Raw genomic sequence first — 25,747 nt, forward strand, 5'->3', positions numbered from 1 at the left:
GGTGGGACGCGGCGGCCGGGGTGGGTTGCCGGACGTCGGCGTTGGTGGCCGACGCCGGGGGGAGGGCGGCGTGCCGGTTGGGCTCGTTGCGCCGTTTGGCGCGGGCGATGGCGGACCGGGCTCGGGCCGTCGGAATGTACGCACTCCGCGTGCCTGATTGACTACTCTGTCGGTATGAGCGGGTCCGGTTCGTCCTGGGAACTGCGTGCTGTGCCGGAACTGTTCGGTGCATGGCTCATCGATCCGCGATGTCATCGTCCGGATCCGTGACGGCGCGGCCGACGCCCGCAGCCCGACGCCGGGTCATCCATGCGGGACGCCTTCGTTCCGTGAGTGGTTCATCGACCGGATGCCGCTCGGGGGTCGCGTTCCGTCGACTCCGCGCTGCGGGGCGGGTGCGTGCGGATCCGCTTCGCCACCTTCGTCACCCTCGCGCGCGATGCCGTGCGCCCGTTCCGGGAGTCGCCCATGTTGTTCCGTCGCCTCATCGTCGTCGCGGCCGTGGTCGTTGCCGCCGCCCAGTGCCCGATTTCCTCCGCCGTCGCCGGGGCGGTGGACCGCCTCACCATGACGGTGGCCGACAACCCCGAAGGGGCGCGGACGTACACCCTGGAGTGCCATCCGGCCGGGGGCGGCCACCCGGAGCCCGCGTCGGCATGTGACCGACTGGACGCCGCGACCGCCGGGGACAGGGACCCCTTCGCGCCGGTTCCCGACGGCGCGCAGTGCACGATGATCCATGGGGGACCCGCCACCGCGCGCATCACGGGCACCTTTGCGGGACGTTCGGTGGACGCCCGCTACAAGCGCACCAACGGGTGCGAGATCGCCCGCTGGGACAACCTCGTGCCGGTGCTGCCGCAGGCGCGCTGATCCGCAGCCCGGGCCGGCCGCGGGTTCGGGGGCTGCTCGATGGACCGGGACGGCGCGGCTGTGAGGAGGTCCTATATCGTGTGCCGATATCGGGAGCCGTAACGGGCGTGGACCATGTTCGAGGAGCGAGCCGTGGGGGCGTCGGCGGCATCTGCTGAAGCGGGGCGGCTGAAGCGGCATCTGGGTGTGTTCGATGCCGTTCTGATCGGACTCGGATCGATGATCGGCGCCGGGATCTTCGCCGCGCTCTCCCCGGCTGCCGACGCGGCGGGGTCGGGCCTGCTGATCGGGTTGGCGCTGGCCGCCGTGGTGGCCTACTGCAATGCCACCTCCTCGGCTCGCCTGGCGGCCCGCTATCCGCAGTCCGGCGGCACGTACGTCTACGGGCGCGAGCGCCTGGGCGACTTCTGGGGCTACCTGGCCGGCTGGGGCTTCGTGGTCGGCAAGACCGCCTCGTGCGCGGCCATGGCGCTGACCGCCGGCTCCTACATATGGCCCGCGCAGGCACACGCGGTCGCGGTCGCCGCGGTGGTGGCGCTGACCGCGGTGAACTACGTCGGCGTACAGAAGTCCGCATGGCTGACCAGGGGGATCATCGCCGTCGTCCTCGCCGTCCTCGCCGCCGCGGTCACCGCGTGCCTGAGCGGCGGCACCGGCGACACCGCGCACCTTCGCATCGGCGCGGACGCCGGCTTCGGCGGGGTGCTCCAGGCGGCCGGACTGCTGTTCTTCGCGTTCGCCGGCTACGCGCGCATCGCCACGCTCGGCGAGGAGGTCCGCGACCCGAAGCGCACCATCCCGCGAGCGATCCCGACCGCGCTCGGCATCACGCTGGTGGTGTACGCGGTCGTCGCCGTGGCCGTACTCGCGGTGCTCGGACCCGACCGGCTCGCCCATACCGCCGATCCGGTGGCCGAGGCGGTGCGCGCCGCCGGTGCCGCGGGACTTGCCCCGGTGGTCCGCGTCGGGGCGGCGCTCGCGGCGCTCGGCTCGCTCCTGGCGCTGATCCTGGGGGTTTCGCGTACCACGCTGGCGATGGCTCGCGACCGACATCTGCCGCACGCACTGGCCGCCGTGCACCCGCGATTCGGGGTACCGCATCGCGCCGAACTCACGGTCGGCGCGGTCGTCGCCGTCCTGGCCGCGACCACCGACGTACGCGGTGCGATCGGCTTCTCCTCCTTCGGTGTACTGGCCTACTACGCCGTCGCCAACGCGGCCGCCTGGACGCTCACCCCCGCCGAGGGCCGCCCGGCGCGGATCGTGCCGATCCTCGGTGCGGCAGGCTGCCTGGTACTGGCCTTCGCACTGCCGTCGGCGTCGGTGTTGTGGGGCGCCGCGGTGCTCGCGGTCGGTGCCGCCGGCTACGGCCTGCGCAGGGCGACCGGACGCGCCTGACGGATCGGGCCCTTACTCCGAGATCGGCGCCGGTGCCGTAACCGGTGCCGGGCCCACACCGGCTACGGGTGCGCACAGGTGATGAGTGCCCACCGGCCGGGGGCACGCTCCGGCTACGAGCGCGGCCGGTCCGCCTCGGGCAGCACCTCGCGGGCCAGCTCCGCGAGCGCGCGTCGATCCTCGGCCAGCGCCGCCCGTCCCGCGTCCGTCGCCCGGTAGACCCGCCGCGTGCGGCCTTCGACGACCCGCTGCTCGGAGATCAGCAGGCCGTCCGCCTCCATCCGGTGCAGGGTCGGGTACAGCGTGCCGGGGCTGATCCGGTAGCCGTGGCCGGCCAGTTCCCGGGACATCCACGCACCGTGGACCTCCTCCTCGGCCGCGTGATGCAGGATGTGCAACCGCACCGCGCCCCGCTGGAACTCCCCCACCCTCAACCGCCTTCCCGCTCCACCGCCGAGGTGACGAACCCGATATCGAACTTCGATACTACGGGCGCCCGCCGGCCACAACCTTCCCCGCCGGTCCGCGGCCTTCCTCGTCGGGCGGCCGAGGAGCGTCGTCCGCGCGGCCCGGGTGAGCATCCGGGACATCGCCGACGCGGCCGACGTGTCGACCACGACGGTGTTCAAGCACTTCACCGGCAAGGAAGCGCTCGTTTTCGACCGGGAAGACGACCGGGAGTCGGAACCGGTCGCCGCAGTGCGGCGGCGACCCGCCGACCTGAGCATCCTCGACGCGCTCCGACGGCACGTCCTGGACACCTGGCCGCCGCTTTCGGAGCATCCGCAGATCGCCGAGTTCACCGATCCGGTCGACTCGACGCCGGTGTTGCGCGCGTACGCCGAGCACATGTGGACTCGGCACGCCGACGCCCTCGCCGCGGCCGTCGCCGACGAGATCGGTGTGGAGCACGACGACCTCGCATGTAGGGCCCTTGCTCGATTCGTCCTGGAGATCCCGGCTCTCACGCGCGGCCGGCAGGATCGCCGAGCCGCCGTCGAGGCGGTCTTCGACATCCTCGCGCGCGGCTGGGAACCGCCGGGCAAGCCGCCCGCCCGCCGCGGCGATTGGGTGTATTCGCGTCGGCGGAGCGGCCGGAGGGTGTGCCCACTGCGTTCCGCTGCGGGGCTTCTCCGGGCGATCCGGGTCGCTCCGCATCCCGTGCGTGGATTGCGGCATTCGTGGCATTGTGACCCCCCGTTCGGCGCGCTCCGGGGGCGTGGGTGGGGTGGGCGTGCTGGAGTCGATGGCGTGCCGGGCTGTGGGCGCGAGGACGAACGTGTCTGCGGCCCGGTCGACGTATCGGCGACGGGTTTCGCAGGAGTTGCGATGACATCCGACATCCACATCGAAGACCTGGACGAGGACGGCCCCTGCCCGCTGGGCGCGTACTCGGCACACGCGTGTGGCGGGCCCACCGACGAGGGGGGTGCGCCGATGTGGGGTCGGGTGCCCGGCATCGGTGAGGTCGGCGACAGCCTGCCCGGGTGTGGGGTGCACGTGGGCGAGGTCCTGGTGACGCGGGACCCGGAATTGTGGGTCGGCCTACTGTTCGAGACGCCCGCCGGCAACACCGATCCGGACCGCGAGGAGCGGGCGGCGGTAACGGAGTTCGCCGAACGCCTGGCCTTGGACGTCATCGACCAACGAGCCGGCGACGCCGACGACCCGGACGACGTGCTGCGCCCGGTGGGCGCCGACGAACTCGCGCGCGCGGTGGCGTACGCGGTGGGCGCTGTCGGCGTCCATGTCGCCGCCGGCCTCGGGTAGCCCAGGCGGCACGCGCACGGGGCGGGCGCGGGACGCCGGACCGCTCGATGATTTGCCGAGATGGCAAAGATGTTTGCCGATTCTGCGATGGTCGGCGCATGCTCGGGGCGGAGGTGATCGCCGTGGGCGATATGACGAAGGATGTTTGGAACACCCCTGCCGACGACGGGGCGTATGACGTGGTCGTCGTGGGCGCGGGAGCGGCGGGACTGAGCGCCGCGCTGGTATTGGGTCGGGCCCGACGCCGGGTCGCGGTCGTGGACGGCGGCGAGGCACGCAACGCCGTCGCCGCGCACATGCATGGCTTCCTGTCCCGGGACGGCGTGGCCGCGGCCGACCTGCTCGCCGTGGGCCGGGCCGAGGTCGCCGGATACGGGGTGGACCTGTTCGAGAGCCGGGTGGATCAGATCGACCCCGGTTTCCTGGTGCGGCTGGACGGCGGCGCGACTCTCAGGGCCCGCCGGATCGTGGTGGCCACCGGACTGCGCGACGAACTGCCCGCGATACCGGGCGTGCGCGAACGGTGGGGCACCGACGTGCTGTTCTGCCCCTACTGCCACGCGTACGAGGTACGCGACCGACCCATCGGTGTGCTGGGCACTCACCCGCGCGCGGTGCAGCACGCACTCCTGCTGCGCCAGTGGTCGCACGACGTCGTCTACTTCGCACACGACCGGGACCTCGACGCGCGGGAGCGCCGGCAACTGGCGGCCCGCGGCATCACCGTCGCCGAAGGAACGATCAAGCGCCTGGTGACGGAAGACGACCGGCTGCGCGGCGTCGAGTTGGTCGAGGGCCACGTCTTCCCGCGCAGTGCGGTCTTCGTCTTCCCGGACATGGTGCCCCACGACACGCTGCTCACCGACCTGGGTTGCGGGCGGGACGATGACGGCTGGGTGAACACCGACGCCACGGGCCGGACGGGTGTGTCCGGGGTGTGGGCGGTCGGCAATGTGACCGACCCGAGGGCGCTGGTGATCACCGCCGCAGGGCAGGGCGCGGCGGCGGCGTTCGCCCTCGACCACGATCTCGTCGCGGAGGACGTCGAGCGGGCGATGCGGAACCACGTCCCGTCGGCGCAGGCGTCCCGGCACGCCCCACGATCGGTACCGCAGCCGGTTTCCTCGGACTGATTCCGCGACCGCCGCGCCGACCGTCTCCCGACGCAGGTCCGACCGGATCGCTCGGGAATGGCGCCACACCCGAACAGGTACTCGCGCCCGCGCACTTGGCCACACTGAGGGGCCCGCCCACTCGAATGCGCCGGTCGGCCCCCGCACTTGAACACACCTGAGCGCCCGTGCACCCGAACACAGCGACGCGCCATCGCGGTTGGACAGCCCGACGCGCCCGCGCACGACGCGCCCGCACGTCACCCACGAACAAGGAGAATCCCACCATGGCAGCGAAGTCCACCCGTTCCGTGGACAGCGTCACCGAACGCACGTTCCCCGAACGCGTGTTGCAGGCGACACGGCCCGTCCTGATCCAGTTCTGGGCCGAGTGGTGCGGGCCGTGCATCAGGGTCACCCCCATCGTCGAGCAGTTGGCCGCCGAGCACGCGGGCGTCCTGGACGTCGTCAAGATCAACGTCGACGAGGAGCACGCACTGGCGACACAACACGGCATCTCCTCGATCCCCGCGTTCGTGGTCTACGCCGACGGCGCACCCGCGAAGTCGTGGACGGGCGCCGCCCCGAAGCCCGTGCTGGAACGACACCTCGGAGACTTCCTCCGCTGAGCCCCCGGCCAGGCGGGCAGCACACCCGCGCGGCCGAGGTCGGCACCCGGTACCGCCGGGACCCGCCCGGCGGCGGGTCCCGGCGGCGGGCACTACTGCTTCGCCGCGTCTATCAGGGGTTGCCCTCGTCCGCAGGCCCGGGTTCCCGGCCGCGGACCTGCCGTCCGCCGTCCCGCCGGTCGTCGTCGCGCCCGTCGTTGTTCGCCATTGATCGATGCTAATCGAGGGCATCGAAACGCTCGGGGCGTTCCTCCGATGCCCGGTGGGCCGAGCCTCGGTCGTGGTGTGCGGCGCGCGGGTCCTTGCGCAGGATTCTTCCCGCCCGGCGTGCTGCGGCCGTGCGCGGGCAGGGCCACCTCGTTGCCGGTCTCGGGACGCGTCACCCGGACCGGACGGCCCGCCCGACCCGGCCGCACGGGCCGGCGCGGGTGTGTCCGGCGTGGGCCCTGTTCGGCTCACGGTGCCGGTGGGTGCCGCCCGGGGGCGGGCGGCATCGCGGCGTCAGTTCGTGGTGCCGGGGAACGGGGCGACGATGCGCTCCACCGCCCGGATGACGAGTTCGTCGCGCTCGGCGTCGGTGAACACGCCCGGCAGCGTGAGTTGTTCGACGACCAGCCAGTTCATGGCCAGGTACATCAGCAGGACGGCGGTCGCGCCGCCGGGCAGGCCCGCGGCCTCGTGCCGGGTGACGTTCTCGTCGATGTCGGCACGGACCCGCTCGGTGAGCAGGGCGCGCAGCTCCGGCCGTCGGGTGGCCTCCAACCGAAGCTCCAGCAGCGCCAGATGCCCGGATGGGAAAGCGGTGATCCTACCGAGGCTCTCCCGCAACATCGCACCGTACGACGCGGCGTCCCGCGCCTGATCGAACATCTCGGCGAGTGCGCCCTCTTCCGGCCTGAGCCGCTCGTAGACCCGGGCGCCGGCCTGGACGAGCAGTTCGTCGCGGTTGCGGAAGTAGTTGGACGCGGTGCCGATGGGCACCCCCGCCTCCTTGTCCACGGCGCGCTGGGTCAGGCCGCGCGCCCCCTCGCGGGCGAGCACCTCGATGGCGCCGTCGAGCAGCGCGGCCCGACGGGCCGGGTTCTGACGCATCTCGCACACCCCCTCCTCGCTCTGAAGTACATCGAGAGTGAACCACTTCATCTGAAGCACGTCAATTGAAGTGGATCAATCGGAGTACGTCAGATGAAGTGGTCGGCAGAGTGTGGGAATTTCGGCAACCACCCGCCCGCACGGCTTCGGGCGCCATGATCCGGAATCTCAGTCGCTTCGGTCGCTGCTCACCACGTCGAACGGCGCGGATTCAGGCCGCGACGCCTCGGCGCGTCGCGGTCCGCGGTCGGCTGCCGCCCTGTAGTGCCGCGCGGAGCGTCGGGGCCAGGATCCGGCGCACCTCGACCGCCGAGAGGCGCGTGGACGCGGGCAGCGGTTGCAGGTACCGCGTGAAGATCAGTCCGCCGATCACGGTGACCACGGCGGTCGCCCGCTCGGTCGCGTCCGTACCGCCGAGATATTCAGCAATCTGCGGCAACACCTCCCCGTCGAGGTACTCCCGCAGCACGCCCATGACGTCCTCGTCCTGCAGCGCTTCGCGGTTGACCACCGTCGCGTCCCACAAGTCCGTGACGGCCCGCAGGATCCGGTCGGCGACGCCCGCCGGGTCACCGTGCAGCGCCTGGGCAAGTCCGAGTGACCGGGCGCACTCCAGCTCTGTGACCTCGCCGAACAGCTGCTGCTTCGACCCGAAGTGGTACTTGATCAGCGCCTGGTCCACGCCCGCCGCGGCGGCGATGGCCCGCAGGGTGGTGCGGCGGTATCCGTGTTCGAGGAACAGGCCGCGGGCGGCTTCGGCGACGAGTGCTCTGGTCGGCGGGTTGCCCCGCGGACGGCCCCGGGTTTTATTCATCGTCTTTGAATACCACGCTCTCGCATCGGCAGAGTCCTCGTTGTCGAGCCCCGCCGAACGTCCGGGGCAGGAACAAGGAGCGAACTCATGCGCATCACCGTCTTCGGAGCCACCGGACCGACCGGCCGCCGGCTCACCGACCAGGCCCTCGCCGCGGGACACCGGGTCACCGCGGTCTCCCGCCGCGTGGACGCCCTGCCTCTTCGCGCCGGGCTCACCGTCGCCGCCGTGGACGTGGCCGACACGGCCGCCGTCGCGGCGGCGGTCGCGGGCAGCGACGCGGTCGTCTCGGCGCTGGGCGTGCCGCCGACCCGGGAGCGGGTCACCGTCTACTCGGACGGAGTGCGGAACATCCTCGCGGGGATGGAACAGCACGGCGTCAAGCGCCTCGTGGCCGTCAGTTCCAGCGTGGCGGACCCGAACTGGCGGCCCACCGGCGAGCACTTCTTCAACCTCGTCATGGACCCCCTGGTCAACCGCAAGGTGGCGAGGACCGCGCACGACGACATGCGCCGCATGGAAGCACTCATGCGGGAGAGCGGCCTGGACTGGACCGTCGTCCGGCCGGGTGGCCTGTTCGAACACCCGGAAGTGACGGACTACGAACTCGGCGAACACAGCGTCGACGGGCTCTACACCGCGCGGACCGACCTCGCCGCCGCCATGCTGAGCGAATTGGAAGACCGCCGGTTCGTCCGGAAGGCCATGGGAGTCGCGACCCGGGACGTCGAGATGAGCATCCCGAAGCTGATCCGGCAGCAGGTCAAGGCCCGGAAGGCGGCGGGCAAGTGAAGCCGCTCAAGCCGTCCGCCGAGGCCCTGTTGGCGCTGCCGAGCGTCGGGACGCTCAGCACGGTCCGTCCCGACGGCTCACCGCACGTCGTCACCGTCCGCTTCACCTGGGACGCCGACGCCGAACTGGCCCGCGTCCTGACCATCGACACGACGCGCAAAGCACACAACCTGCTCGCCGCCCCGGGCAGCCGGGCCGCGATCTGCCAACCGGAGGGCGCCCGATGGATCACTCTCGAGGGCACGGCCACACTGTCCGCCGACCCGCACCGCGTCCACGAGGGTGTCCGCCGGTACCTCGCTCGCTACGGATCACCACCGCCGGCCCCGCCGGGGCGGGTGGTCGTCGAGATCGCCGTGGACCGGGTTCTGGGGATCCATTGAGCCGCCGTCCGGAGCACACGACCCGGTTCGGCGCCGGCTCGCGCCGCTCCCGGGCACACGACCGTACGGACGCCGGCTTCCCGCGGTCGGTGCCGAAACGCCGCAGGGGGTGATGTCGGGCAGGCATCGACGTCTCGGCCTGCTCTCCTTGCCCCGGCCGGTCACGGACGGACTCAGCGTCGGACGAGGAGTTGCAGCAGGTCGGCCAGGGGCGCCAGGACGTCGAGCGTGGCGTCTCCCGTCCGGCGACGGCGGCGCACGGGCTCCGCCGTCGCGTCGTCGGCGTCCGGCGGGGTGACGTCCTCGCCCGCGGGCCGGGGGGTGCCGGCGGGGTCGGCCGGAGTGGGCCGTCCGCCGGCCCGGTCGGTCGACCGCACGGTTGCGACCAGTGCGATCACGGCGCGCACCAGGATCACCGAGAGCACTGCCAGGTGCGGGACTTCGGACAGGTTCAACGCCATCGTGTTCATCGGACCCTCGCCTCTTGATCCCTCCCGGGCACCTCGTCCCGGCTAGGCTTCGAGTACAGCCCGGTCCGGGGCCGGGAGTTCGGATCCAATACGTGATCCGGACGAAAAAGACATCCACGGTGCGGTGTTCGGGTGTCCAAGCCTGGCGGTCACGTGTCTTGTCCAGGTGTCCAGGACAACTGCGGTCGCGGACCCGACGCGCAGTGCGCGAGGGGGTGGGGCGTGTCCGAGGCGAGGATGCCGCAATCGTGGACGGAGTTCCGCGCGTCGTTGCGCCGGCTGCGGGCCATGGCGGGCGACCCGACGTTTCGATCCCTGGCCGAATCCTCCGAGCGGTCTGCCGGGAACCCGTCGGCGCCGATGCGGCCCTTCTCGCACAGCACGGCCCAGAACTACATGGACAATCGCAACACTCCGGTGGGTACCCAGTGGGACCCGGTGCGGTCGGTCCTGATCTGCCTCCTGCGGCATGCCCGCGAGGGCGAACTGCCGGTGGAACCACCACTCGACGACCTGGTGTGGTGGGAACGCGGCTGGCAGTCGCTCGTCGACGGTTCCGCGCCGCGAGGACGATCGCCGCGACGGCCGGACGCGCCGGTTCCCGCCGAGCCGTTCGGTGCGTGGGACCGGACCCCACCCGACGGTTCGTTGCTCGGAGTGCCCTGGGCGGAATCGGGCTTCGGCCCGACGGGCGAACTGGAGCACCTGGGCAAGCTGTTCGTGATCATCGGCTTGGCGGAGGAGGTCGGCGCACCACAACTCGCCTGCACGAGCGCCGAACTCCTCGAACGGCGGGCACGCGCCGAACTGGGCCCGAACCATCCGACGAGCCTGGCCGCCCGCTACGCGGTGGCACTGTTCGCCCGACACGTGCGCGCACCGGCCGCAGCCCTGCACCTGACCGGCAAGGTCCTCGACGACTGTGTCCGGGCACTCGGCGAAGAGCACCCGCTGACCCGTCGAGCCGGCCTGCTCCGCGCGGAACTCACCTGGCGCTGCGGCTGGTTGCAGGACGCCCGAGCCGAGTACGCCCGGCTGATCCGCACCGACACCGCCCGGCACGGCCCCCGGGACCGCATCGTGCTGTCCGCGCGGCGCGGCGGTGCCATGGTCGCCAGGGCGCGCGGCGACTGGTTCTCCGCCCGCGACATGCTGGCCGACCTGGTGCCCGATTTCCGGGCCGTGTTCGGTACGGATGACGCCGCGACCCTCGAGACCGAGGGGGCGTACGCGCTGGCCGTCGGGGACACCGGCGAGATACGGTCGGCCCGCGAGTCGCTCGTGGAACTCGTCGAGCGGGCCACCCGGGGCATGCGCCCGGATCATCCCACCGTGTTGGGCCTGCGGCGCTCGCTCGCCGCACTCACCTGGGCTGCCGGCGACCAGGCCGAGGCGGTCCGACTCGCGGAGGCGGTCGCGGCGGACGGCGCGCGGGCCCTGGGCGCCGAGCATCCGGGCACCCTGGAAAGCCTGCACCTGCTCGCGGTCCTGTGCACGGACACCGAACCGGAGCAGGCCAGACGCCTGTTCCTGGACGTCGCCGAAGCCCGCGAACACAACCTGGGCCGGGACCACCCCGACACGCTCGGCGCCCGGCACGGCCTCGCCCTGGTCCTCAATTGGCTCGAAGGGCCCGCGCCGGCACTGCGGCTGCTCGACGAGGTACTCGAACGGCAGCGCCGGGTGCTGGGATCCGACCACCCGTCGACCCTGGGCACCCGACACAACCGCTGTCTGATGATCCACGAGCTGGGCGACGTGGAGGCCGCCGCGGCGGCGCTGGAGCGGGTGCACGAGGATCGCGAACGTGTGCTCGGCGCCGAACACCCCTCCACGCTCGCGACCCTGCACCGGCTGGCCCTGTCGAGTTGGCAGTCCGAGGGCCCGGAGGCGGCGCGCGCCCGGCTGGAGGACGTATTGGTGCGGCAGGAGCGCGCGTTCGAACGCGATCACCCCACCGCGCTGGAGACCTGGCATGCCCTGGCGATGGTCGTCCGGGCGCTGGAGGGCCCCTCGGCCGCGCTGCCCATCCTGGCCCGGGTGCTCGATCGCCAGCGCGCCACGCTGGGCTCCGATCACCGGGCGACCCTGCGGACCCTGCACAACCTGGCGGTCGTCACGGACGAGTCACCCGATCCGCGCGCGTCCCTGCCGCTGTACGAGGAAGTGCTCCGTCGACAGCAGGGGTTGCTCGGCGCCGGCCACCCGGACACCCTGCGCACCGCGTTGAACCTGGCCCTCGCGACCGCGGGCGCGCACGGGCTCGCCGCCGCCCGCACCCGGTTCGGCGAGGTGCTCGAACTGCACCGGATCCACCTGGGCGCATCAGACCCGGGCACGCTGCACGCACAACGTGTCTTCGTCGAGCGCTATGGCAGCGAGTCCGCCTGAACGACGTCGACAATCGGCTAGGCTGGACAACGCAGTTCATCGACCCAGTGATTCGGCAGGGACCGACGTCGTCGGCTGCCACGTGGACGGAGGCCTGGCCGCGTGTCCCCTGCCGAGGAACCGCCGATGGGCACGCATACCGAGACCGCGGCGGACGATGTGCGATCGGACGTACTCGATCTCTCCGGCCTTGCACCGGGCGATCTGGACGCACTGCCGGACACCGCATTGGCGTCGGCACTGCGGCGGGTGTTGCGGGACGCGCTGAGCGACGAATCCGTCTTCTGCGCCTTCGATTCGGCGTTCGAGGACTGAACGATGCCCAGGCGCCCGGACTCGGGTCCCGGGGAGGCACGATGACGCAACCACCGCCCTTTCGCCAATTCGTGGTCAAGCTGCACAGCCGCTGCAATCTCGCGTGCGATCACTGTTACGTCTACGAGGCGCGGGACACGAGCTGGCGCAGCCGGCCGCGCGCGATGTCGGCACCGACCATGCGCCGGCTCGCGGAACGCATCGCCCGGCACGCCGACCGACACGAGTTGCCCGTCGTACATGTCGCGTTGCACGGCGGCGAACCGCTGCTGGCCGGTCGGGACCGGGTCGACACCCTGGCCCGCACGCTGCGCACGGCCCTGCCGGCCGACACCGCCTTGCATCTGTCCGTGCAGACCAACGGCACGCTCCTGGACCCCGAGTGGATGGCCCTGTTCCACCGCCACGGCATCCGGGTCGGCGTCAGCCTCGACGGCGACGCGGACGCCAACGACCGGCACCGACGCAGGCGCGACGGAACCGGCAGCCACGCCGCGGTCACCGCCGGGATCGCCCTGCTGCGTCGCCCCGAACACCGCCGCCTGTACGCCGGATTGTTGTGCACCGTCGATCTCGCCAACGACCCGGTCCGCACCTACGAGGCGCTGCTCGCGCACGAGCCCGCCCGGATCGACTTCCTGCTCCCGCACGCCAACCGGCAGTTCCCGCCCCCGGGTCACGACCCGCTCGGCACGCCCTACGCGCGCTGGCTGCTCGCGGTCTTCACCCGGTGGTACGAAAGCCCCGTACGCGAGACGTCCGTGCGGCTGTTCGACGACATCATGGCCGTGTGCCTCGGCGGCTCCTCGCGCTCGGAAGCCGTCGGGCTCTCGGTACCCGGATTTCTCGTGGTGGCCACCGACGGGGCCATCGAGCAGGCCGACTCGCTGCACTCCAGCTACGACCGAGCGGCGGCAACCGGCCTGAACGTCTTCGCGCACGACTTCGACGCCGCCGCCCGCCACCCGCAGATCGTGCAATGGCGCCTGGGCGAGGCGGGGCTGGCGGACGCGTGCCGCGCGTGCGAGGTGATGAAGCTGTGCGGTGGCGGGATCCGCGCGCATCGCTACCTGCCGGCCACCGGATTCGCGAACCCCTCCGTCTACTGCGCCGACCTCGAAAAGCTGACCGCCCACATCCGCGATCGGGTCCGCGCCGACACCCGCGAACTCCTGCGGAGCCTGCCGTGACGCCCCGACTCGCCGATGTGCGCCTGACCGCACAGGAGTTCGCCGAATTGGCCCGCGGCCGGCCCGGGCCCGCCGCCCTGCACGCGCTGCGCACCGGTCAGCTCAGCCGTCGGCTGCTCCTGATCCACGCACTGGCCCGAACGGCCCGAACGCGCTTTCCCACGCCCTGGCGTCAATCGGGGGCCGAGCACGCGCAGGCGGTGCTGACCGAGGTCACCCGGCACGACCGGGCGGCCCTGGAGTCCGTCCTGATGCACCCCCACCTGGGCGTTTGGGCCACCCGCTGCCTGCGCGGACTGTACGACAGGTCGCCCGGATTCCGGATCCGGGACGAACTCGCCTGGTTCACCGCCGTCGCCGCCGCCGCGGCCACCCGCGCCGGGTTGCCCGTGCGGCTCGAACTGCCGGTGCGTGCGGGGATCGTGTCCCTGCCCACACTGGGTTCCATGCGGGTGCCGACGGACGTCGCCGTGGTGCGGTTCGAGGACGGGGCGCTTCACCTCCCCGGCGGCAACGCCTGCGTGCCGATCACGGACACCACCGCCCGCGACCCGCGAGCGAGCACTGCCGAGGACCCGCTCGCGTACTGGCAGCCGACGCGCATCGTGATCGCCCGCGCACCCGACGCCGGTCCCGTGCTGCGCGTGGTCCTGGAGGACAACGACCCCTATCGCGACGCGCACCGCGAGGACATCGCGCCGCGGCTCACCCCGGAACGAGCCGCGCGATGGGACACCGCGCTGCGCCGGGCATGGGCCGTGCTGTGCGAGCACTTCCCGGATCGGGCCCGGATCTGCGCGAGCCTGTGCACGAGCGTGGTGCCGCTCGCCTCGCGGTCCGGCCGGGCGATGAGCGTCACGGTGCGCGACGCCCACGGCGCGATCGGGATCACCGAGGCGGCGGATCCGGTGCGCTTGGCCGAGGCACTGGTCCACGAGGCGAGCCACATCGCCCTGGGCGCCCTGACGGATCTCGTGGACTTGCACGAATGGGACGCGACCGAGCGGTACACGGTGGGCTGGCGGCCGGATCGGCGCCCACTGGAGGCCGTGCTCCAGGGCACCTACGCACACCTCGCGCTGACCGGTCTGTGGGGCCACTACCGACACCTGGTGCCACCGGTCGCCCGGGCGCGTGCCGAACGGCGGTTCGTGCGCTACCGCGACCAGGTGGACGCAGCGTTGGCGGTGCTCGGCGGTTGTCGGCAACTGACCGAACCGGGACGGCGATTCGTCGACCACATGGCCGAGGAGGCCGCGGACCGGACCCGCGATGGCCGCGACGGGGTCCGGGCGCGCCCGCCGCGACCGGGCGTCGTGCGAAGCCGCCGGGTCGCGCACCCGGCCCGCGAGACGGCCGCGGCGCTGGCGGAACTGGGGCTCGGGAGCGGGTCCGTGCTGCTCGTGCTGGCACCGTCGACCCCGCTCGACGGCGTCGACGGCGGCCCCGACGTGGTGATCCGCGCGCTGCGCAAGGTGCTGGGCGAGCGTGGAACCCTGGTGGTTCCGACGGCCACCGGCGACAACACCGACCCCTCGACCTGGCATCGCACGTGTGGCAGCCCGGTCCCCGCCGACTGGTGGCCGGGACTGCGCGCGGAGATGCCGCCGTTCGAACCCGCGCACACGCCGAGCCACCGGATGGGCGCGCTCGCCGAGCACGTACGCCGACTGCCCGAAGCCGTGCGCAGCGACCATCCCAGGACCTCGTTCGCCGGGATCGGGCCACACGCCCGGGCCCTGATGCGCGACCACGCGCCCGACTGCCCCTACGGCGAACGCTCACCGCTGGGCCGCATGGAGCAGGCCGGCGCGCACGTGCTGTTGTGGGATGTCGGCTTCGCCGCCAACATCGCCTTCCACCTGGCCGAATACCGCGTCGGTCGACCGCCGACGACCGGGTACCGCAGCCTGGTTCGCGACGCCCGAGGCGACCGACGATGGGTCGACGCGGTGGACATGCGGCTGCGCGACCACGACTTCGCGGCACTGGGGGAGGCCTTCGAACGCACCGGGGCGGTGCGCGTGGCGACGGCCGGGCAGCGGCCGACGAGGCTGTTTCGACTGGACGAGGCCGTCGGTTTCGCCACGAAGTGGTTGCGCGAGCACCGTCCGGATCGCTGATCCTGGAATCGTGTGATGTGTGAAGGGGGACGCATGGGGGACACGACGAGCCACTACTTCTACCTGAGCCACGTCCGCAGGACGGACGATCTGTGGGTCCGCGAGTTCTTCGGCGATCTGTCGCTCGTGGTGGCCGAACGCACCGAACGGCCCACGGGGCAGGTGGGCGTGCTGCCCGACCGGCGCCCGGGCCCGCCGTCGGCCGACCTGATGGACCGTTGCCTCAAGCTGGTCGTACTGCATTCGTCACGCTATTTCACCCGGGAGGACTGCACCCGGGAGTGGGCCTTCTTCCAGCAGCGAACGGAGGTGCACTGGTCGCGCACCAAACGCTCGATGGACGTGATCGTCCCGATCATCTGGACCCCGATGCCGCCGGGCATGGAGCGCATCGCACCCAGCGGCGACTGGCCCGCCGAAATCCGGGTCTCGTCGCCGATCTACGAGCAGGAAGGACTGCTGCACCTGCTGCGGTTCAAGCCGCGCTACCACCGGGAGTACGAGGAGGTCCTGCACGCCGTCGCCGACCGCCTCCTGTCCCCGTCGACATCCGCCCGCGCCCGGGTCGCGCCGCTGGGTCACGGCCTCAACGGGCGGGCCCGGCCGGCTCCGGTCGCCGCGCCGCGCCACACGGTGGATTTCGTGCTGTCCGTCCTCGGGGCGGACGAACTCCCGCCCGAACGCACGAGTCGAAGGTTCTACGGAGCCGATCCGCTCGACTGGGCGCCCTACGATCCCACCGAGACGAGGTCCCTGGTGGCGCTCGCCCGGGAGACCGCGGGCGAGTTGGAGTTCACCTCGACCGTGCAGCTTCTCGACGAGACCCTGCCCGCGCTGACCGACCGGCGCCCGCATCCGAGACAGCTGACCGTGCTTCTCCTGGACGCCTGGATCACCAGGACGGCGGCCCTGCGCTCGCTGCTGACATCCGTCGACGACGTCGTGGTCTCGGCCGCCGTGCTGGAGCCCAGACCGCACGACGACACGGAGTCCGCCGCCCATGCGGACGTGCTCGACGCCGCCCTGGACCGATGTCTGCCCCGACTGCGCGGCAAGTACCCCGTACAAAGCGGCTGTTGGGCGGTGCCCGATCGCGATCGCTTCACTCGTGCCCTGCGTGAGACGCTGGCACGGGCACAGAACGACGCGATGAAGGCGGACACGCACCGACGATCCCCCGTCATGCCGACCGGAAGTTTCGACAGGCTCCCCCTGCTTGGAGGTTCCTCCTCGTGAACCAGGACCCGGCCGCTCCCCGACCTTCGGCCCCCGGCACCGTGGTGACGTTCTACTCCTTCAAGGGCGGCACCGGCCGGACCATGGCGCTGGCCAACGTCGCGTGGATCCTGGCCGGAAACGGCCTGCGGGTGCTGACCATGGACTGGGATCTCGAAGCACCCGGTCTACACCCCTACTTCGGCCCGTTCCTGGGCGACCGCGGACTCGATTCCACGCCCGGCGTCATCGACCTGGTGCGGACCTTCGACATGCTCGAACCCAAACCGGCCCCCGAACACCTTCGCGAGTACGCCCGGGTCGACCGCTACGCGTCCTCGCTGCGCTGGAACTTCGCCGACGGCGGCTACATCGACTTCGTCTCCTCGGGCAAGCGCACACCGGAATACTCCGAGACGGTCAACACCTACGACTGGCGCGGCTTCTACGAACGGCGCGACGGCAAGGACCTGTTGCTCGCGTTGGGCGCGGACATCCGCGAGCACTACGACTACGTCCTGATCGACAGCCGCACCGGCTTCAGCGACACCTCCGGGATCACGACGCTGCTGCTCCCCGACGTCCTGGTGAACTGCTTCACGCTCAGCACCCAGGCCGTCGACGGCGCGGCGAGCGTGGCCCGGGACGTACAACAGGCGGCCCCTCGGGTGCGGATCCTGCCCGTGCCGATGCGGGTCGACTACTCGGAAATGATCAAACTGGAGGTCAGCCGGGACTACGCCCGCCGAAGGTTCGAGCCCTTCCTCGCCCACCTCTCCGCCGCGGGGCGGGAGAAGTATTGGGCGGACGTGGAGATTCCGTACAAGCCCTTCTACTCCTACGAGGAGATCCTCGCCACCATCGGGGACCGCCCGCGCCAGGACACCAGTCTGCTGGCCGCGTACGAACGCCTGACCTCGGTGATCAGCCGCGGCCGGGTCGAGTCGCTCGTGGCGATCCCGGAGGAGCAACGGCGCACACTGCTCTCGCGGTTCGAACGGGTTCGCCCGCAGGAGGCCGAACCGGCCCTGGCCAGGGTCCGCATCGAGTACGCCCAGCGGGACCGGATGTGGGCGAAGTGGATCGCCGTGCAATTGCGTGCCGTCGGGATGACGGTTACGTTGCGGGCCGCCAGCGTCTCCGTCGAACCGCCGCCGTTGTCGGCAGGACCCGCCGCGGCCGGCGGTGCGCCGGACGTGGTGATCGCGTTGTTGTCGCACGAGTTCGCGCTCACTCCCCTGGCCCGGGAGGTGCTGCAACTCGCCGGCGACACCAGGACCGACGCGCCGCGGGTGATCAGCGTGCAACCGCTGGAACCCGTGCTCGACGAACCGGTCTTGCTCAACCTGCCCGGCGCGACGTTGCTCGCGCTGAACAACCTCGGCGCGGAGGAGGCGCGGGCGGTCATCCTGGGCGCCTTCGCCCTGTCCCCGCCCGATACGGCGGTGCCGGCCGATCCCAGGTTCCCGGGCCGGGGGGCGAAGGTGTCCAACGCCCAGCCCCGCTACGGCGTCTTCACCGGTCGCGACGAACTCCTGGAAAACCTTCGCGGCCTCCTGGGCGCGCACCCCCTCGACGGCGCGAGCCCACCCGGGGTGGCCCTGGTGTACGGCCTCGGTGGCATCGGCAAGACCCAGATCGCCTTGGAGTACGTGCACCGCTACGGCGCGCAGTACGACGTGATCTGGTGGATCGGTGCCAACCAGCACAGTCGGATCCCGCCCGCACTGGCGGAGTTGGGCGATCACCTGCACGTGGCGGGCTCGACCGTCGCGGAGCGCAGCCAGGCCGTGCTGACCGCGTTGGCGAGCGAAGCCAACGGGCCGTGGCTGCTGGTCTACGACAATGCGGACAGTGACGAGAATCCGGAGGGGCTCCGCCGCTATCTGCCCGCCCGGGGCCCGGGACACGTGATCATCACCTCCCGCGACGCGGCGGCCCGCGGCGAGTCGGAGCCCTTCCAGGTCGATGTCTTCTCGCGCCCGGAGAGCATCGCACTGCTCCGGCGGCGCGTCGCGAACCTGTCCGCGCGGGAGGCGTCAGCGGTGGCCGCCGAGCTCGGCGACCTTCCGCTGGCCGTAGAGCAGGCCGCGGCCTGGTTGCGGCAGACCGGCATGCCGGTCGACACCTACCTGGAGCAGGTTCGCGGCCAGGTGGGCCGCACGCTGGCCGCGCTGGGAAGCACGGGGGAGGGCACGGCGACCTCCGACCGCACCCCGCTGACCGCGATCTGGCGGCTCTCGGTGAACCGGCTGAAGGCGGAACGGCCCGCCGCCGCACGCCTGCTGGAACTGTGCGCGTTCCTGTCACCCGAGCCGATCGCCACCCGACTGCTGTACGGCAACGTGGTCGGCGGCCACCTCGCGGACCTGGAACCGGCGGTGCGGGACCCGATGGTGCTCGGCGACCTGATCCGCGACCTCGGCCATTACGGACTGGCCCGCGTGGAACGCGAGACGGTGCAGGTTCACCGGCTGCTCCAGGCCGCGGTGCGCGAGTGGCTGGCCGAGGACGCCTACACGTACGAGGCGACCCGGCAACTGGTGCACGAGGCGCTGGCCGCGGCCCGACCGATGACCGGGGTCAACGAGGAGAGCCCCGAAGTGCGGGCGCAGTATGCCGAGTTGTTGCCGCACCTCCAGGTCTCCGGAGCCATCGACAGCGATGCTCCCGCCGTGCGCGAATGGATCGTCGGCCAGGTTCGGCACATGTGGCGCACCGGCGACCACGAGGCGGCGGTCGACCTCGGCGACGAGGTGCTGACCCGATGGCGGGAGCGGATCGTTCCCGACGACGCGGACACCCTGCGGCTCGCCGCACAGGTCGCGAACCCGCTGCGCTCGCTCGGCCGTTACGCGGACGCGCACGACCGGGACAAGGACACCCTGACCAAGCAGCGCCTGCTGGTCGAGCCGAACCAACGCCACATCCTGGTCACGGCCCGCAACTACGGCGCCGACCTGCGCGCCCTGGGCCTGTACCGGGAATCCTTCGAGCAGGAACAGAGCACGTACGAACTCAGCAAGCGCGCGTTCGGCCCGAACGATCCGGACACCCTGCGCGCCGCGAACAACCTGAGCATTTCGCTCAACCTCGTGGGCCGCCCGGTGGAAGCCCTTCGACTCAACGAGGAGAACTATCGTCGCCGTCGTCAGATCTTCGGAGACAACCACCCGGCGACCTGGCATTCGGCGAACCGGCTGGCCCTGGACCGCCGGGAGACCGGCGACTACCAGGGATCGCTGAGCCTGTTGCTGGACACGCGCGAGCGGCAGGTCGCCAAGGAGGGCGAGAGCGGGGACGTGGTCCTGGTCACCGACCGATTCCTGACCGTGACGCATCGGCGGATGGGCGATGCCGAGGCCGCGTTGACGCTCAGTCGGAGCATCCTGACCACGCTGCGCAGCCGCTTCGGCGAACTGCACCCGGATACGTTGGCGTGCGCGATCGGGTACGCGTGCGATCTGGCCACGCTGGGGCGCGAGCACCCCGCCAACTACGCGGAGGCGGTGGACATCGCGACGGAGACCTACCAGCGGTACCGCGTTCGGCTCGGGGACGGGCATCCGTTCTCGCTCGCCTGCGCCGGCAACCTGGCGATCTTCAACACGCTGTACGGCGAAGCCGCCCTCGCGCTGCGGTCGAGCACGGTCACGCTGGCATCGATGGAGGAAGTCCTGGGCGCGGACCACCCGATGACGCTGGCCTGCCGGACCACGCGCGCGGGCGCTCTCTCGGTCCTGGGCCGGCACGAGGAGGCGGCGGCCGAGGACGCCCTCGCCAACGCCGGTTTTCGCCGGATCTTCGCGCCCGACCATCCGCCGCGGGTGTTGTGCTCCGCCTACAACGCGGCGCTGGAACGCCGGTTGTCCGGAGCACCGGGAGCCGAACGCGAGGTCAGCGACGCGATGGCACGCGTCGAGTCCCACTCGGGTAGCCGACACCCCACGTACCAACAGATGCTTCGGGGCCGGCGCATCAACTTCGACGTGGAGATCCCCCCGATCTGACCACCCGCGCGGCGCGGGGGCGGATCGGTGTGGTCGCGCCGCGCCCGGGAGCGCGGGCCCCGGGGAGGCGGCGAGGTCGATCGCGACCGGGCCTCGCCAGGGCCCCGCCGGACAGGGTCGGCTCCGTCCCGACCGGACCCTGTCCGAGCGCGGAAGGGTGCGTGGCGCAGGGGGCCGGGAGGGCGCGGCCGCACGGGCGGGGCGGACCTCGCCCGCGCGCCGCGGTCACCTCGCGCGCGCCGCGCCTACCTCGCCGGGACCGCCGCGGTCTCCTCGCCCGGTCCACCGTGGTCCCCTAGCCGAGTTCGCCCCGGTCACCCCGCCTGGACGAGGCCGGTGAGTCCCGGCGGGAGATCGCGGGTGTGCACGACGCCGAGGCGCTGCGTCGCCCGAGTCAGCGCCACGTACAGGTCGGCCAGGGCGAACGCGGCCGGCTCCACGACGATCACGGCGTCGAACTCCAGGCCCTTGGCCTGCTTGGGGTCGAGCAGCAGCAACGGCCGCGTGAGGTCCGGCTCGACGCCTCGTTCGGCGTGCGGGATCGCCGTCGCCACCGCATCGATCAGCTCGCGCGGCGCGATCACGGCGAGGCGCCCGTCGACCGGAGCCTCCGGATCGCCGCCGGTTCCTTCCCGGATGCCCGACTCCTGGGCGATCCCCTCGTGGGCGACCGCCCACGCCACGGCCGCCGGCAGATCCGCGGTGTGCCGCGACCACGGCTTCACGCCGGTCGAGCGCACCGACTCCGGCGGCTCGAACCCCGGATCGACGGCCCGCATGACGTCGGCCGCGACCTCCATGATCTCGGTCGGCGTACGGTAGTTCACGCCCAGCCGGACCCGCTCCCAGCGGCCCTCGACATACGGCACCAGGATGCGCTCCCACGACCCGCATCCGCCCGGCTCCGAGGTCTGCGCCGGGTCGCCGACCAGGGTCATCGACCGGGTGGGGCTGCGTCGCATCAGCAACCGCCAGGCCATCGCCGAGAGTTCCTGGGCCTCGTCGACCACGATGTGGCCGTACGCCCAGGTGCGGTCCGCCGCCGCGCGTTCGGCGGAGGTGCGGTGGTCGAGTTCCTCCTGGCGTTCGGCGAGGCGCTCGGCGTCCACGAGGTCGTGGGCGCTCAACACCTCGGAGTCCTCGTCGTCGCGGTCCTCGAACTCCTGCGTGCGCGAGCCGTACGACAGGTCGAGCACGCCCTGCGCGTACGCGATCTGCCGCCGGCGCTCGGCCGCCGCCGCGGCGCGCGCCAACGAGTCGTCCTCACCCAGGAGTTCGGCGGCCTCGTCGAGCAACGGAACGTCGGCCACCGTCCATTCGTCGGTTGTCCACGTCCCGAAGACCGGGTCATACCCGGCCGGACGCCGGACCACCGCGGCGTCCTCGTCGGACAGGTACACCGGTTCGGCGAGGTAGTCCGCGAGCAGCCCCTGCGGAGTCAGGCGCGGCCACAACTCGTCGACGGCCGCCTGTACGGCCGGGCTCTCGGCGACCGACATCGCCAACTGCGCGACCTCTTCCGAGCCGAGGAAGTTCGGCCCGCCGAATGGGTCCGCGCCGAGCCGGTCGACCAACTGCTCCGCGAGGCCGTCGATCACCCGCGCCGCGAACGCCGCGCGGGCGAGGTTGTGCGGCAGCAGCGTCGCGCGCGCCCTGCTCCGGGCGGCCTTCGCGATCCCCGCGTCGAGGAACAGGTCACCGTCGTCGTGCCCGATCACCAACGGCGTCTCGGGCACCGTCTGATGGTCGGCCACGAAGCGGGCGAGCACCTCGGCCATCGCGGCCCGACCCTTGACCTCGGCGGCCTCCGGCGTGTCGACGGCGGTCGCGGTGACGCCCGGGAACAACTCGCCGGGGGTGGCGAATTGCACGCCCGTCTCGCCGAGCGAGGGCAGGACGTCCTCGATGTACCCGAGGAAGGCCGGGTTGGGGCCGACCACGAGCACGACGCGGCGGGTCAGATGCGCGCGGTTCGCGTACAGCAGGTACGCCGCGCGGTGCAGCGCGACGACGGTCTTGCCGGTGCCCGGGCCGCCCTCGACCACGAGGACGCCGCGGTGCGGCGCGCGGATGATGCGGTCCTGCTCGGCCTGGATGGTCTGCACGATGTCGTGCATGCGCCCGGTCCGGGCCGCGTCGAGCGACGCGAGCAGGACCGCGTCAGCGTCCGAGCCCTCGAAGCCGGTGCGGCTGTCGTCCGTGAGGTCGAGGATCTCGTCGTGCAGCGTGGTGACCCGCTGCCCGGACGTGGTGATGTGCCGGCGGCGCCGCAGACCCATCGGGGTGTGTCCGGTAGCGAGATAGAACGGCCGTGCGACGTCGGCGCGCCAGTCGATGACCAGCGGGGTGTGCTCGGCGTCGTCGCGGCGGATGCCGATCCTGCCGATGTGGTGGTCGGCGCCGTCGCGGAACAACAGTCGCCCGAAGCACAGGCCGTTCGCGCCGGCGTCGAATGCCGCGAGCAGGCCCGCGTGCTCGAAGACCGCGATGTCCCGTTCGACGCGCGCCTGCCGGGTGCCGTCGTGCTCGCGCCCGAGCGCGCTCGTCACGGCGGCCTCCGCCTCGGTACGCAGGTCCGCGAGGCGCGCGTACAGCACGTCGACGAATTCCTGCTCGTGTCGCAATTCGGCGTTTGACAATTCGACTCCCGGGCGGCTACTATGTCCCATAACGCTTCCTGAATACCGTGAGAACACCGATATTCAGAACCACCAACTATACCTCGCGCTAAACCCCGGCCGTCAAGACGCCCGGGGTTTTTCTCGTAGAGCCGCGCAACGCCGCGAGCGGCACGGCTCGCGGGTCCGGGACGCTGTCGTTGCCCCAGGTATATACGAATGCGCTTCTTCATGACGACGCAATCGATCCCACCGCGTAGCGGGAAAATTGCCGCGGGTAAGCCCGGCGATTCTTGTTCCTGCGATTACCACGACGTGTTCTCGTCCGCTTCGGACATTGTTTGGAATACCCGGGATCGGTGTGGTGCCTGAGTTGCGACGGACGGCTGGGGGGCGAAGAGTTGTCCTTGTCGATACGTGTGCACCGTTGAGTCCTGGTCTCCGGTGAACGTGGGCCGTCTCAGTGGCAGAGCCGAGCCGAAAACGGCAGAGCCAGCACCTCGGAACACACCTGGAATCATCATGTCCAAAATCGCGCGGCGACAGGTCACCCGCATCGTTGGCACGTCCTGCCTGGCGGCTGCCCTCGCCTTGCCCAGCGCTGCCGCGGCAGCGCCTCACACCCTCGCTCGACAGACCGGTGCGCCCGCCGGCACTCCGGCACCGCCTCCGCCGCCGTACACACCACCCGCGCCCAAGCCGAACACCCCGGAGCCGAATACGCCGGCGCCGTACACACCGGCGCCGAACACACCGGCACCGAACACGCCCGGTTCGGGGCAGCCGAACTCGCCGGGCACGCCGAGCCCGGGTGGGCCGAGCGGGCCCGCTACGGGGGGGCCGACCACGCCCCAGGCGCCACAAAGCCTGGTGCCGCAGGATGTGAAGAAGGAGGCGGAGGCGCGGATCGCGGCGCTGAACGTACCGGAGGACGTGAAGAAGAGGCTGAGGGAAGGGCTGAACCAGGCGTTGAACGCCATTCGGGACCCATCGACACCTCAGGCGGCGAAGGACCAGTACGCGCGGGTCGTGTCGACGATCAACGACACACTGAAGATCATCCAGAGTCCCACGACATCGCCGGCGGACAAGGCGACGTACACGAAACTCATCCGCGGGATCAACGAATCGGTGCGACTGAGTCAGGACCCGAAGATCGCGCCGGCGGACCGGGACGTGTACCGGAGACTGGCGGACGAGTTCGCCAAATCCATGAAGCAGCTCCAGAACCCCAAACTGCCGCCGGAGCAGCGCGCACTCGCGGTGAAGGTCCTGGAGGGGCTCAGTGACGGGTTGTTGGCCGCCCAGGATCCGAAGACGGGGCCGAAGAAGGCGCAGGATGTGCAACAGATCCAGAAGAACCTGCAGGAGGCCGGCACGGCGCTGGCGACTCTCCAGGATCCGAACGCGCCGCAGCAGGCGAAGGACGCGGCCAGGAAGACCCTGGACGACCGGGCCGCCTCGGCGCAGAACCCCAAGTACCTGGAGTTCTTGGCGGAGGTCAAGCGCTACAACCCGTCCGCCGCTTGTCTCGCGGCGATCGACGCGCGTACGAATCAGGCCGGTTGGCCGGAGGGATCCCTTTGGGGTCTGTCCGACGAGTCGTGCTCCGACATCTTGGCCAAGGCGGCCGGTGACAACAGCAGTCGGTGGAACGCGCTGTTCCAATGCGTGCAACAGAACGCGTTCTCCACGTGCCTGGTCTACATCCCGCAGGACTGAGCGGGACGAGACCACCGCGTGCCGGGCGTCGGGTGAGCCGACGCGGACGGGCGCCGTGGTCCGGACGGTCGGGCCGGCCTTCGGGCCGGCCCGACCGTCCGCGCGGTGCGCGCTCTCTACCGCGTGTACCGGGTGAACGGGGGCGTGCGTGCCCCTTGCGCGTCGGGTTCCGGCGACGGTCCGGCGGTTGTCCGGCGTTGGCTGAGGAGACCGGTCACGAACTCCGAGCTGACCCGGATCCACGCCTGCTCCCCGTCGTCGCCGTCGACCTCGGGGAGCAGACGATCCAGACGCACGACGGCCGAGGGGTCGCGAACACGGGAGGCGTGGCCGGTGATCGTACCGGTCCACCCGGTTCGTGCGGCCGGGTCGATGCGGTCGGCCTGGAACGCGACCACCGCGTCGAGCGCGGCCCTCGCGAGCGGGGAGTCGATCGGAGCCCGGAACACCACGCACTCCCGGTCCAGGGCGAAGGCCACCACGTGGACGGCCGGGAGCGCGCCCTCGCTGACGACGACGCGGCCCACCCGTGCGCTCGCCATCAGATCCAACGTCTCCCGGCGGCCGAGGGCACGTTTCGTGACGGGATGTTCGCTCATTCCTCAACCCTCGAATCCCGACCGGGCGCAGACCAGGGCCGAAGGGCCCTTTGTCGGTCGGTTCGCCTCCTGTCGACGCCGGGCCCGATCGGCCGGCGCGCTCGGCCACGCGCGTGCTCTGCGGGGCCGTGGTTCGAGCGTGTCGCGTGCCCGACGCGCGCACCAGGGCCGACCGGCCCGATCCGGCAGGACCAACAGCCGGTTGCCGCGCGATCGTGACTCCCCGTCGCC

At 71.6% G+C, this 25,747-nt stretch carries 19 protein-coding genes and 1 pseudogene; 14 read left to right on the forward strand and 6 right to left on the reverse strand.

Annotation, left to right across the window (positions count from 1 at the left end):
- Positions 1–468 precede the first annotated feature (468 nt).
- Both A3IC_RS0117915 and A3IC_RS0117920 read left to right on the forward strand, forming a co-directional pair.
- A complete protein-coding gene (locus A3IC_RS0117915; protein ID WP_052173603.1) occupies positions 469–873 on the forward strand; it encodes an SSI family serine proteinase inhibitor in 405 nt (134 codons plus the stop codon).
- Between the two features lie 114 nt (positions 874–987).
- Positions 988–2,271 (forward strand): APC family permease, encoded by a 1,284-nt coding sequence (locus tag A3IC_RS0117920; RefSeq protein ID WP_020551426.1) that lies wholly within the window; start codon positions 988–990, stop codon positions 2,269–2,271.
- A 113-nt stretch (positions 2,272–2,384) separates the two neighbouring features.
- On the opposite strand, the gene A3IC_RS0117925 is transcribed toward A3IC_RS0117920, so the two are convergent.
- Complete coding sequence (locus tag A3IC_RS0117925; RefSeq protein ID WP_020551427.1) at positions 2,385–2,699, reverse strand: Rv3488 family transcriptional regulator; 315 nt, start codon at positions 2,697–2,699, stop codon at positions 2,385–2,387.
- Between the two features lie 142 nt (positions 2,700–2,841).
- Between A3IC_RS0117925 and A3IC_RS68730 the strand changes: the two are divergent.
- From A3IC_RS68730 to A3IC_RS0117940, 3 genes and pseudogenes are all read left to right on the forward strand, one after another.
- Positions 2,842–3,321: pseudogene (locus A3IC_RS68730) on the forward strand (TetR/AcrR family transcriptional regulator); the annotation flags it as partial.
- A gap of 851 nt (positions 3,322–4,172) precedes the next feature.
- Positions 4,173–5,174, forward strand: a complete 1,002-nt coding sequence (locus A3IC_RS55080) for an NAD(P)/FAD-dependent oxidoreductase (RefSeq protein WP_052173604.1) — start codon at positions 4,173–4,175, stop codon at positions 5,172–5,174.
- Positions 5,175–5,440: 266 nt separating this feature from the next.
- On the forward strand, positions 5,441–5,782 hold the full coding sequence (locus tag A3IC_RS0117940; protein WP_020551430.1) for a thioredoxin family protein: 342 nt from the start codon (positions 5,441–5,443) through the stop codon (positions 5,780–5,782).
- A gap of 501 nt (positions 5,783–6,283) precedes the next feature.
- Here the strand turns inward: A3IC_RS0117940 and A3IC_RS0117950 are convergent.
- Positions 6,284–6,925 (reverse strand): TetR/AcrR family transcriptional regulator, encoded by a 642-nt coding sequence (locus A3IC_RS0117950; protein WP_020551432.1) that lies wholly within the window; start codon positions 6,923–6,925, stop codon positions 6,284–6,286.
- A 160-nt stretch (positions 6,926–7,085) separates the two neighbouring features.
- Complete coding sequence (locus A3IC_RS0117955) at positions 7,086–7,688, reverse strand: TetR/AcrR family transcriptional regulator (protein WP_020551433.1); 603 nt, start codon at positions 7,686–7,688, stop codon at positions 7,086–7,088.
- 87 nt (positions 7,689–7,775) lie between these two features.
- On the opposite strand from A3IC_RS0117955, the gene A3IC_RS0117960 reads away from it, so the two are divergent.
- Positions 7,776–8,480, forward strand: coding sequence for an NAD(P)-dependent oxidoreductase (locus A3IC_RS0117960; protein WP_020551434.1), 705 nt, complete (start codon positions 7,776–7,778; stop codon positions 8,478–8,480).
- Positions 8,477–8,863 (forward strand): pyridoxamine 5'-phosphate oxidase family protein, encoded by a 387-nt coding sequence (locus A3IC_RS0117965; protein WP_020551435.1) that lies wholly within the window; start codon positions 8,477–8,479, stop codon positions 8,861–8,863. Before A3IC_RS0117960 ends, A3IC_RS0117965 begins: the two co-directional genes overlap by 4 nt.
- 173 nt (positions 8,864–9,036) lie before the next feature.
- On the opposite strand, the gene A3IC_RS0117975 is transcribed toward A3IC_RS0117965, so the two are convergent.
- On the reverse strand, positions 9,037–9,333 hold the full coding sequence (locus A3IC_RS0117975; protein ID WP_020551436.1) for a hypothetical protein: 297 nt from the start codon (positions 9,331–9,333) through the stop codon (positions 9,037–9,039).
- 222 nt (positions 9,334–9,555) lie between these two features.
- Between A3IC_RS0117975 and A3IC_RS62395 the strand changes: the two genes are divergently transcribed.
- The 6 genes from A3IC_RS62395 (at position 9,556) to fxsT (ending at position 20,577) form a co-directional block, all read left to right on the forward strand.
- Positions 9,556–11,724 (forward strand): tetratricopeptide repeat protein, encoded by a 2,169-nt coding sequence (locus A3IC_RS62395; RefSeq protein ID WP_158695989.1) that lies wholly within the window; start codon positions 9,556–9,558, stop codon positions 11,722–11,724.
- Between the two features lie 126 nt (positions 11,725–11,850).
- Complete coding sequence (fxsA, locus tag A3IC_RS55090; protein ID WP_020551437.1) at positions 11,851–12,039, forward strand: FxSxx-COOH cyclophane-containing RiPP peptide; 189 nt, start codon at positions 11,851–11,853, stop codon at positions 12,037–12,039.
- A 41-nt stretch (positions 12,040–12,080) separates the two neighbouring features.
- Positions 12,081–13,229 (forward strand): FxsB family cyclophane-forming radical SAM/SPASM peptide maturase, encoded by a 1,149-nt coding sequence (locus A3IC_RS0117990; RefSeq protein ID WP_040876779.1) that lies wholly within the window; start codon positions 12,081–12,083, stop codon positions 13,227–13,229.
- Positions 13,226–15,352, forward strand: a complete 2,127-nt coding sequence (locus A3IC_RS64925; RefSeq protein WP_020551439.1) for an AAC(3) family N-acetyltransferase — start codon at positions 13,226–13,228, stop codon at positions 15,350–15,352. Before A3IC_RS0117990 ends, A3IC_RS64925 begins: the two co-directional genes overlap by 4 nt.
- A gap of 33 nt (positions 15,353–15,385) precedes the next feature.
- Positions 15,386–16,588: an FxsC protein gene (gene fsxC / locus A3IC_RS55100; RefSeq protein WP_020551440.1), complete on the forward strand. Its 1,203-nt coding sequence runs from the start codon at positions 15,386–15,388 to the stop codon at positions 16,586–16,588.
- Entirely contained in the window at positions 16,585–20,577 is a 3,993-nt protein-coding gene (gene fxsT / locus A3IC_RS0118010; protein WP_020551441.1) for an FxSxx-COOH system tetratricopeptide repeat protein, read from the forward strand. The genes fsxC and fxsT overlap by 4 nt, the downstream gene beginning before the upstream one ends.
- Positions 20,578–20,891: 314 nt before the next feature.
- Here fxsT and A3IC_RS0118015 read toward each other — a convergent pair whose 3' ends face one another.
- Complete coding sequence (locus tag A3IC_RS0118015) at positions 20,892–23,216, reverse strand: HelD family protein (protein ID WP_245599342.1); 2,325 nt, start codon at positions 23,214–23,216, stop codon at positions 20,892–20,894.
- A gap of 849 nt (positions 23,217–24,065) precedes the next feature.
- On the opposite strand from A3IC_RS0118015, the gene A3IC_RS0118025 reads away from it, so the two are divergent.
- Positions 24,066–24,917, forward strand: a complete 852-nt coding sequence (locus A3IC_RS0118025) for a hypothetical protein (RefSeq protein WP_020551444.1) — start codon at positions 24,066–24,068, stop codon at positions 24,915–24,917.
- A 116-nt stretch (positions 24,918–25,033) separates the two neighbouring features.
- Here A3IC_RS0118025 and A3IC_RS55105 read toward each other — a convergent pair whose 3' ends face one another.
- Positions 25,034–25,516 (reverse strand): pyridoxamine 5'-phosphate oxidase family protein, encoded by a 483-nt coding sequence (locus A3IC_RS55105; RefSeq protein WP_020551445.1) that lies wholly within the window; start codon positions 25,514–25,516, stop codon positions 25,034–25,036.
- Positions 25,517–25,747: the final 231 nt, after the last annotated feature.

The organism is Embleya scabrispora DSM 41855, assembly GCF_000372745.1.
In the GTDB taxonomy this organism is placed as follows: domain Bacteria; phylum Actinomycetota; class Actinomycetes; order Streptomycetales; family Streptomycetaceae; genus Embleya; species Embleya scabrispora.

What these genes read in the sequence shown, in the direction of transcription:
- A3IC_RS0117915 (WP_052173603.1), top strand. Translation starts at nt 469, where the DNA reads ATGTTGTTCCGTCGCCTCATCGTCGTCGCGGCCGTGGTCGTTGCCGCC.
- A3IC_RS0117920 (WP_020551426.1), top strand. Translation starts at nt 988, where the DNA reads ATGTTCGAGGAGCGAGCCGTGGGGGCGTCGGCGGCATCTGCTGAAGCG.
- A3IC_RS55080 (WP_052173604.1), top strand. Translation starts at nt 4,173, where the DNA reads ATGACGAAGGATGTTTGGAACACCCCTGCCGACGACGGGGCGTATGAC.
- A3IC_RS0117940 (WP_020551430.1), top strand. Translation starts at nt 5,441, where the DNA reads ATGGCAGCGAAGTCCACCCGTTCCGTGGACAGCGTCACCGAACGCACG.
- A3IC_RS0117950 (WP_020551432.1), bottom strand. Translation starts at nt 6,925, where the DNA reads ATGAAGTGGTTCACTCTCGATGTACTTCAGAGCGAGGAGGGGGTGTGC.
- A3IC_RS0117955 (WP_020551433.1), bottom strand. Translation starts at nt 7,688, where the DNA reads ATGAATAAAACCCGGGGCCGTCCGCGGGGCAACCCGCCGACCAGAGCA.
- A3IC_RS0117960 (WP_020551434.1), top strand. Translation starts at nt 7,776, where the DNA reads ATGCGCATCACCGTCTTCGGAGCCACCGGACCGACCGGCCGCCGGCTC.
- A3IC_RS0117975 (WP_020551436.1), bottom strand. Translation starts at nt 9,333, where the DNA reads ATGAACACGATGGCGTTGAACCTGTCCGAAGTCCCGCACCTGGCAGTG.
- fxsA (WP_020551437.1), top strand. Translation starts at nt 11,851, where the DNA reads ATGGGCACGCATACCGAGACCGCGGCGGACGATGTGCGATCGGACGTA.
- A3IC_RS0117990 (WP_040876779.1), top strand. Translation starts at nt 12,081, where the DNA reads ATGACGCAACCACCGCCCTTTCGCCAATTCGTGGTCAAGCTGCACAGC.
- fsxC (WP_020551440.1), top strand. Translation starts at nt 15,386, where the DNA reads ATGGGGGACACGACGAGCCACTACTTCTACCTGAGCCACGTCCGCAGG.
- A3IC_RS55105 (WP_020551445.1), bottom strand. Translation starts at nt 25,516, where the DNA reads ATGAGCGAACATCCCGTCACGAAACGTGCCCTCGGCCGCCGGGAGACG.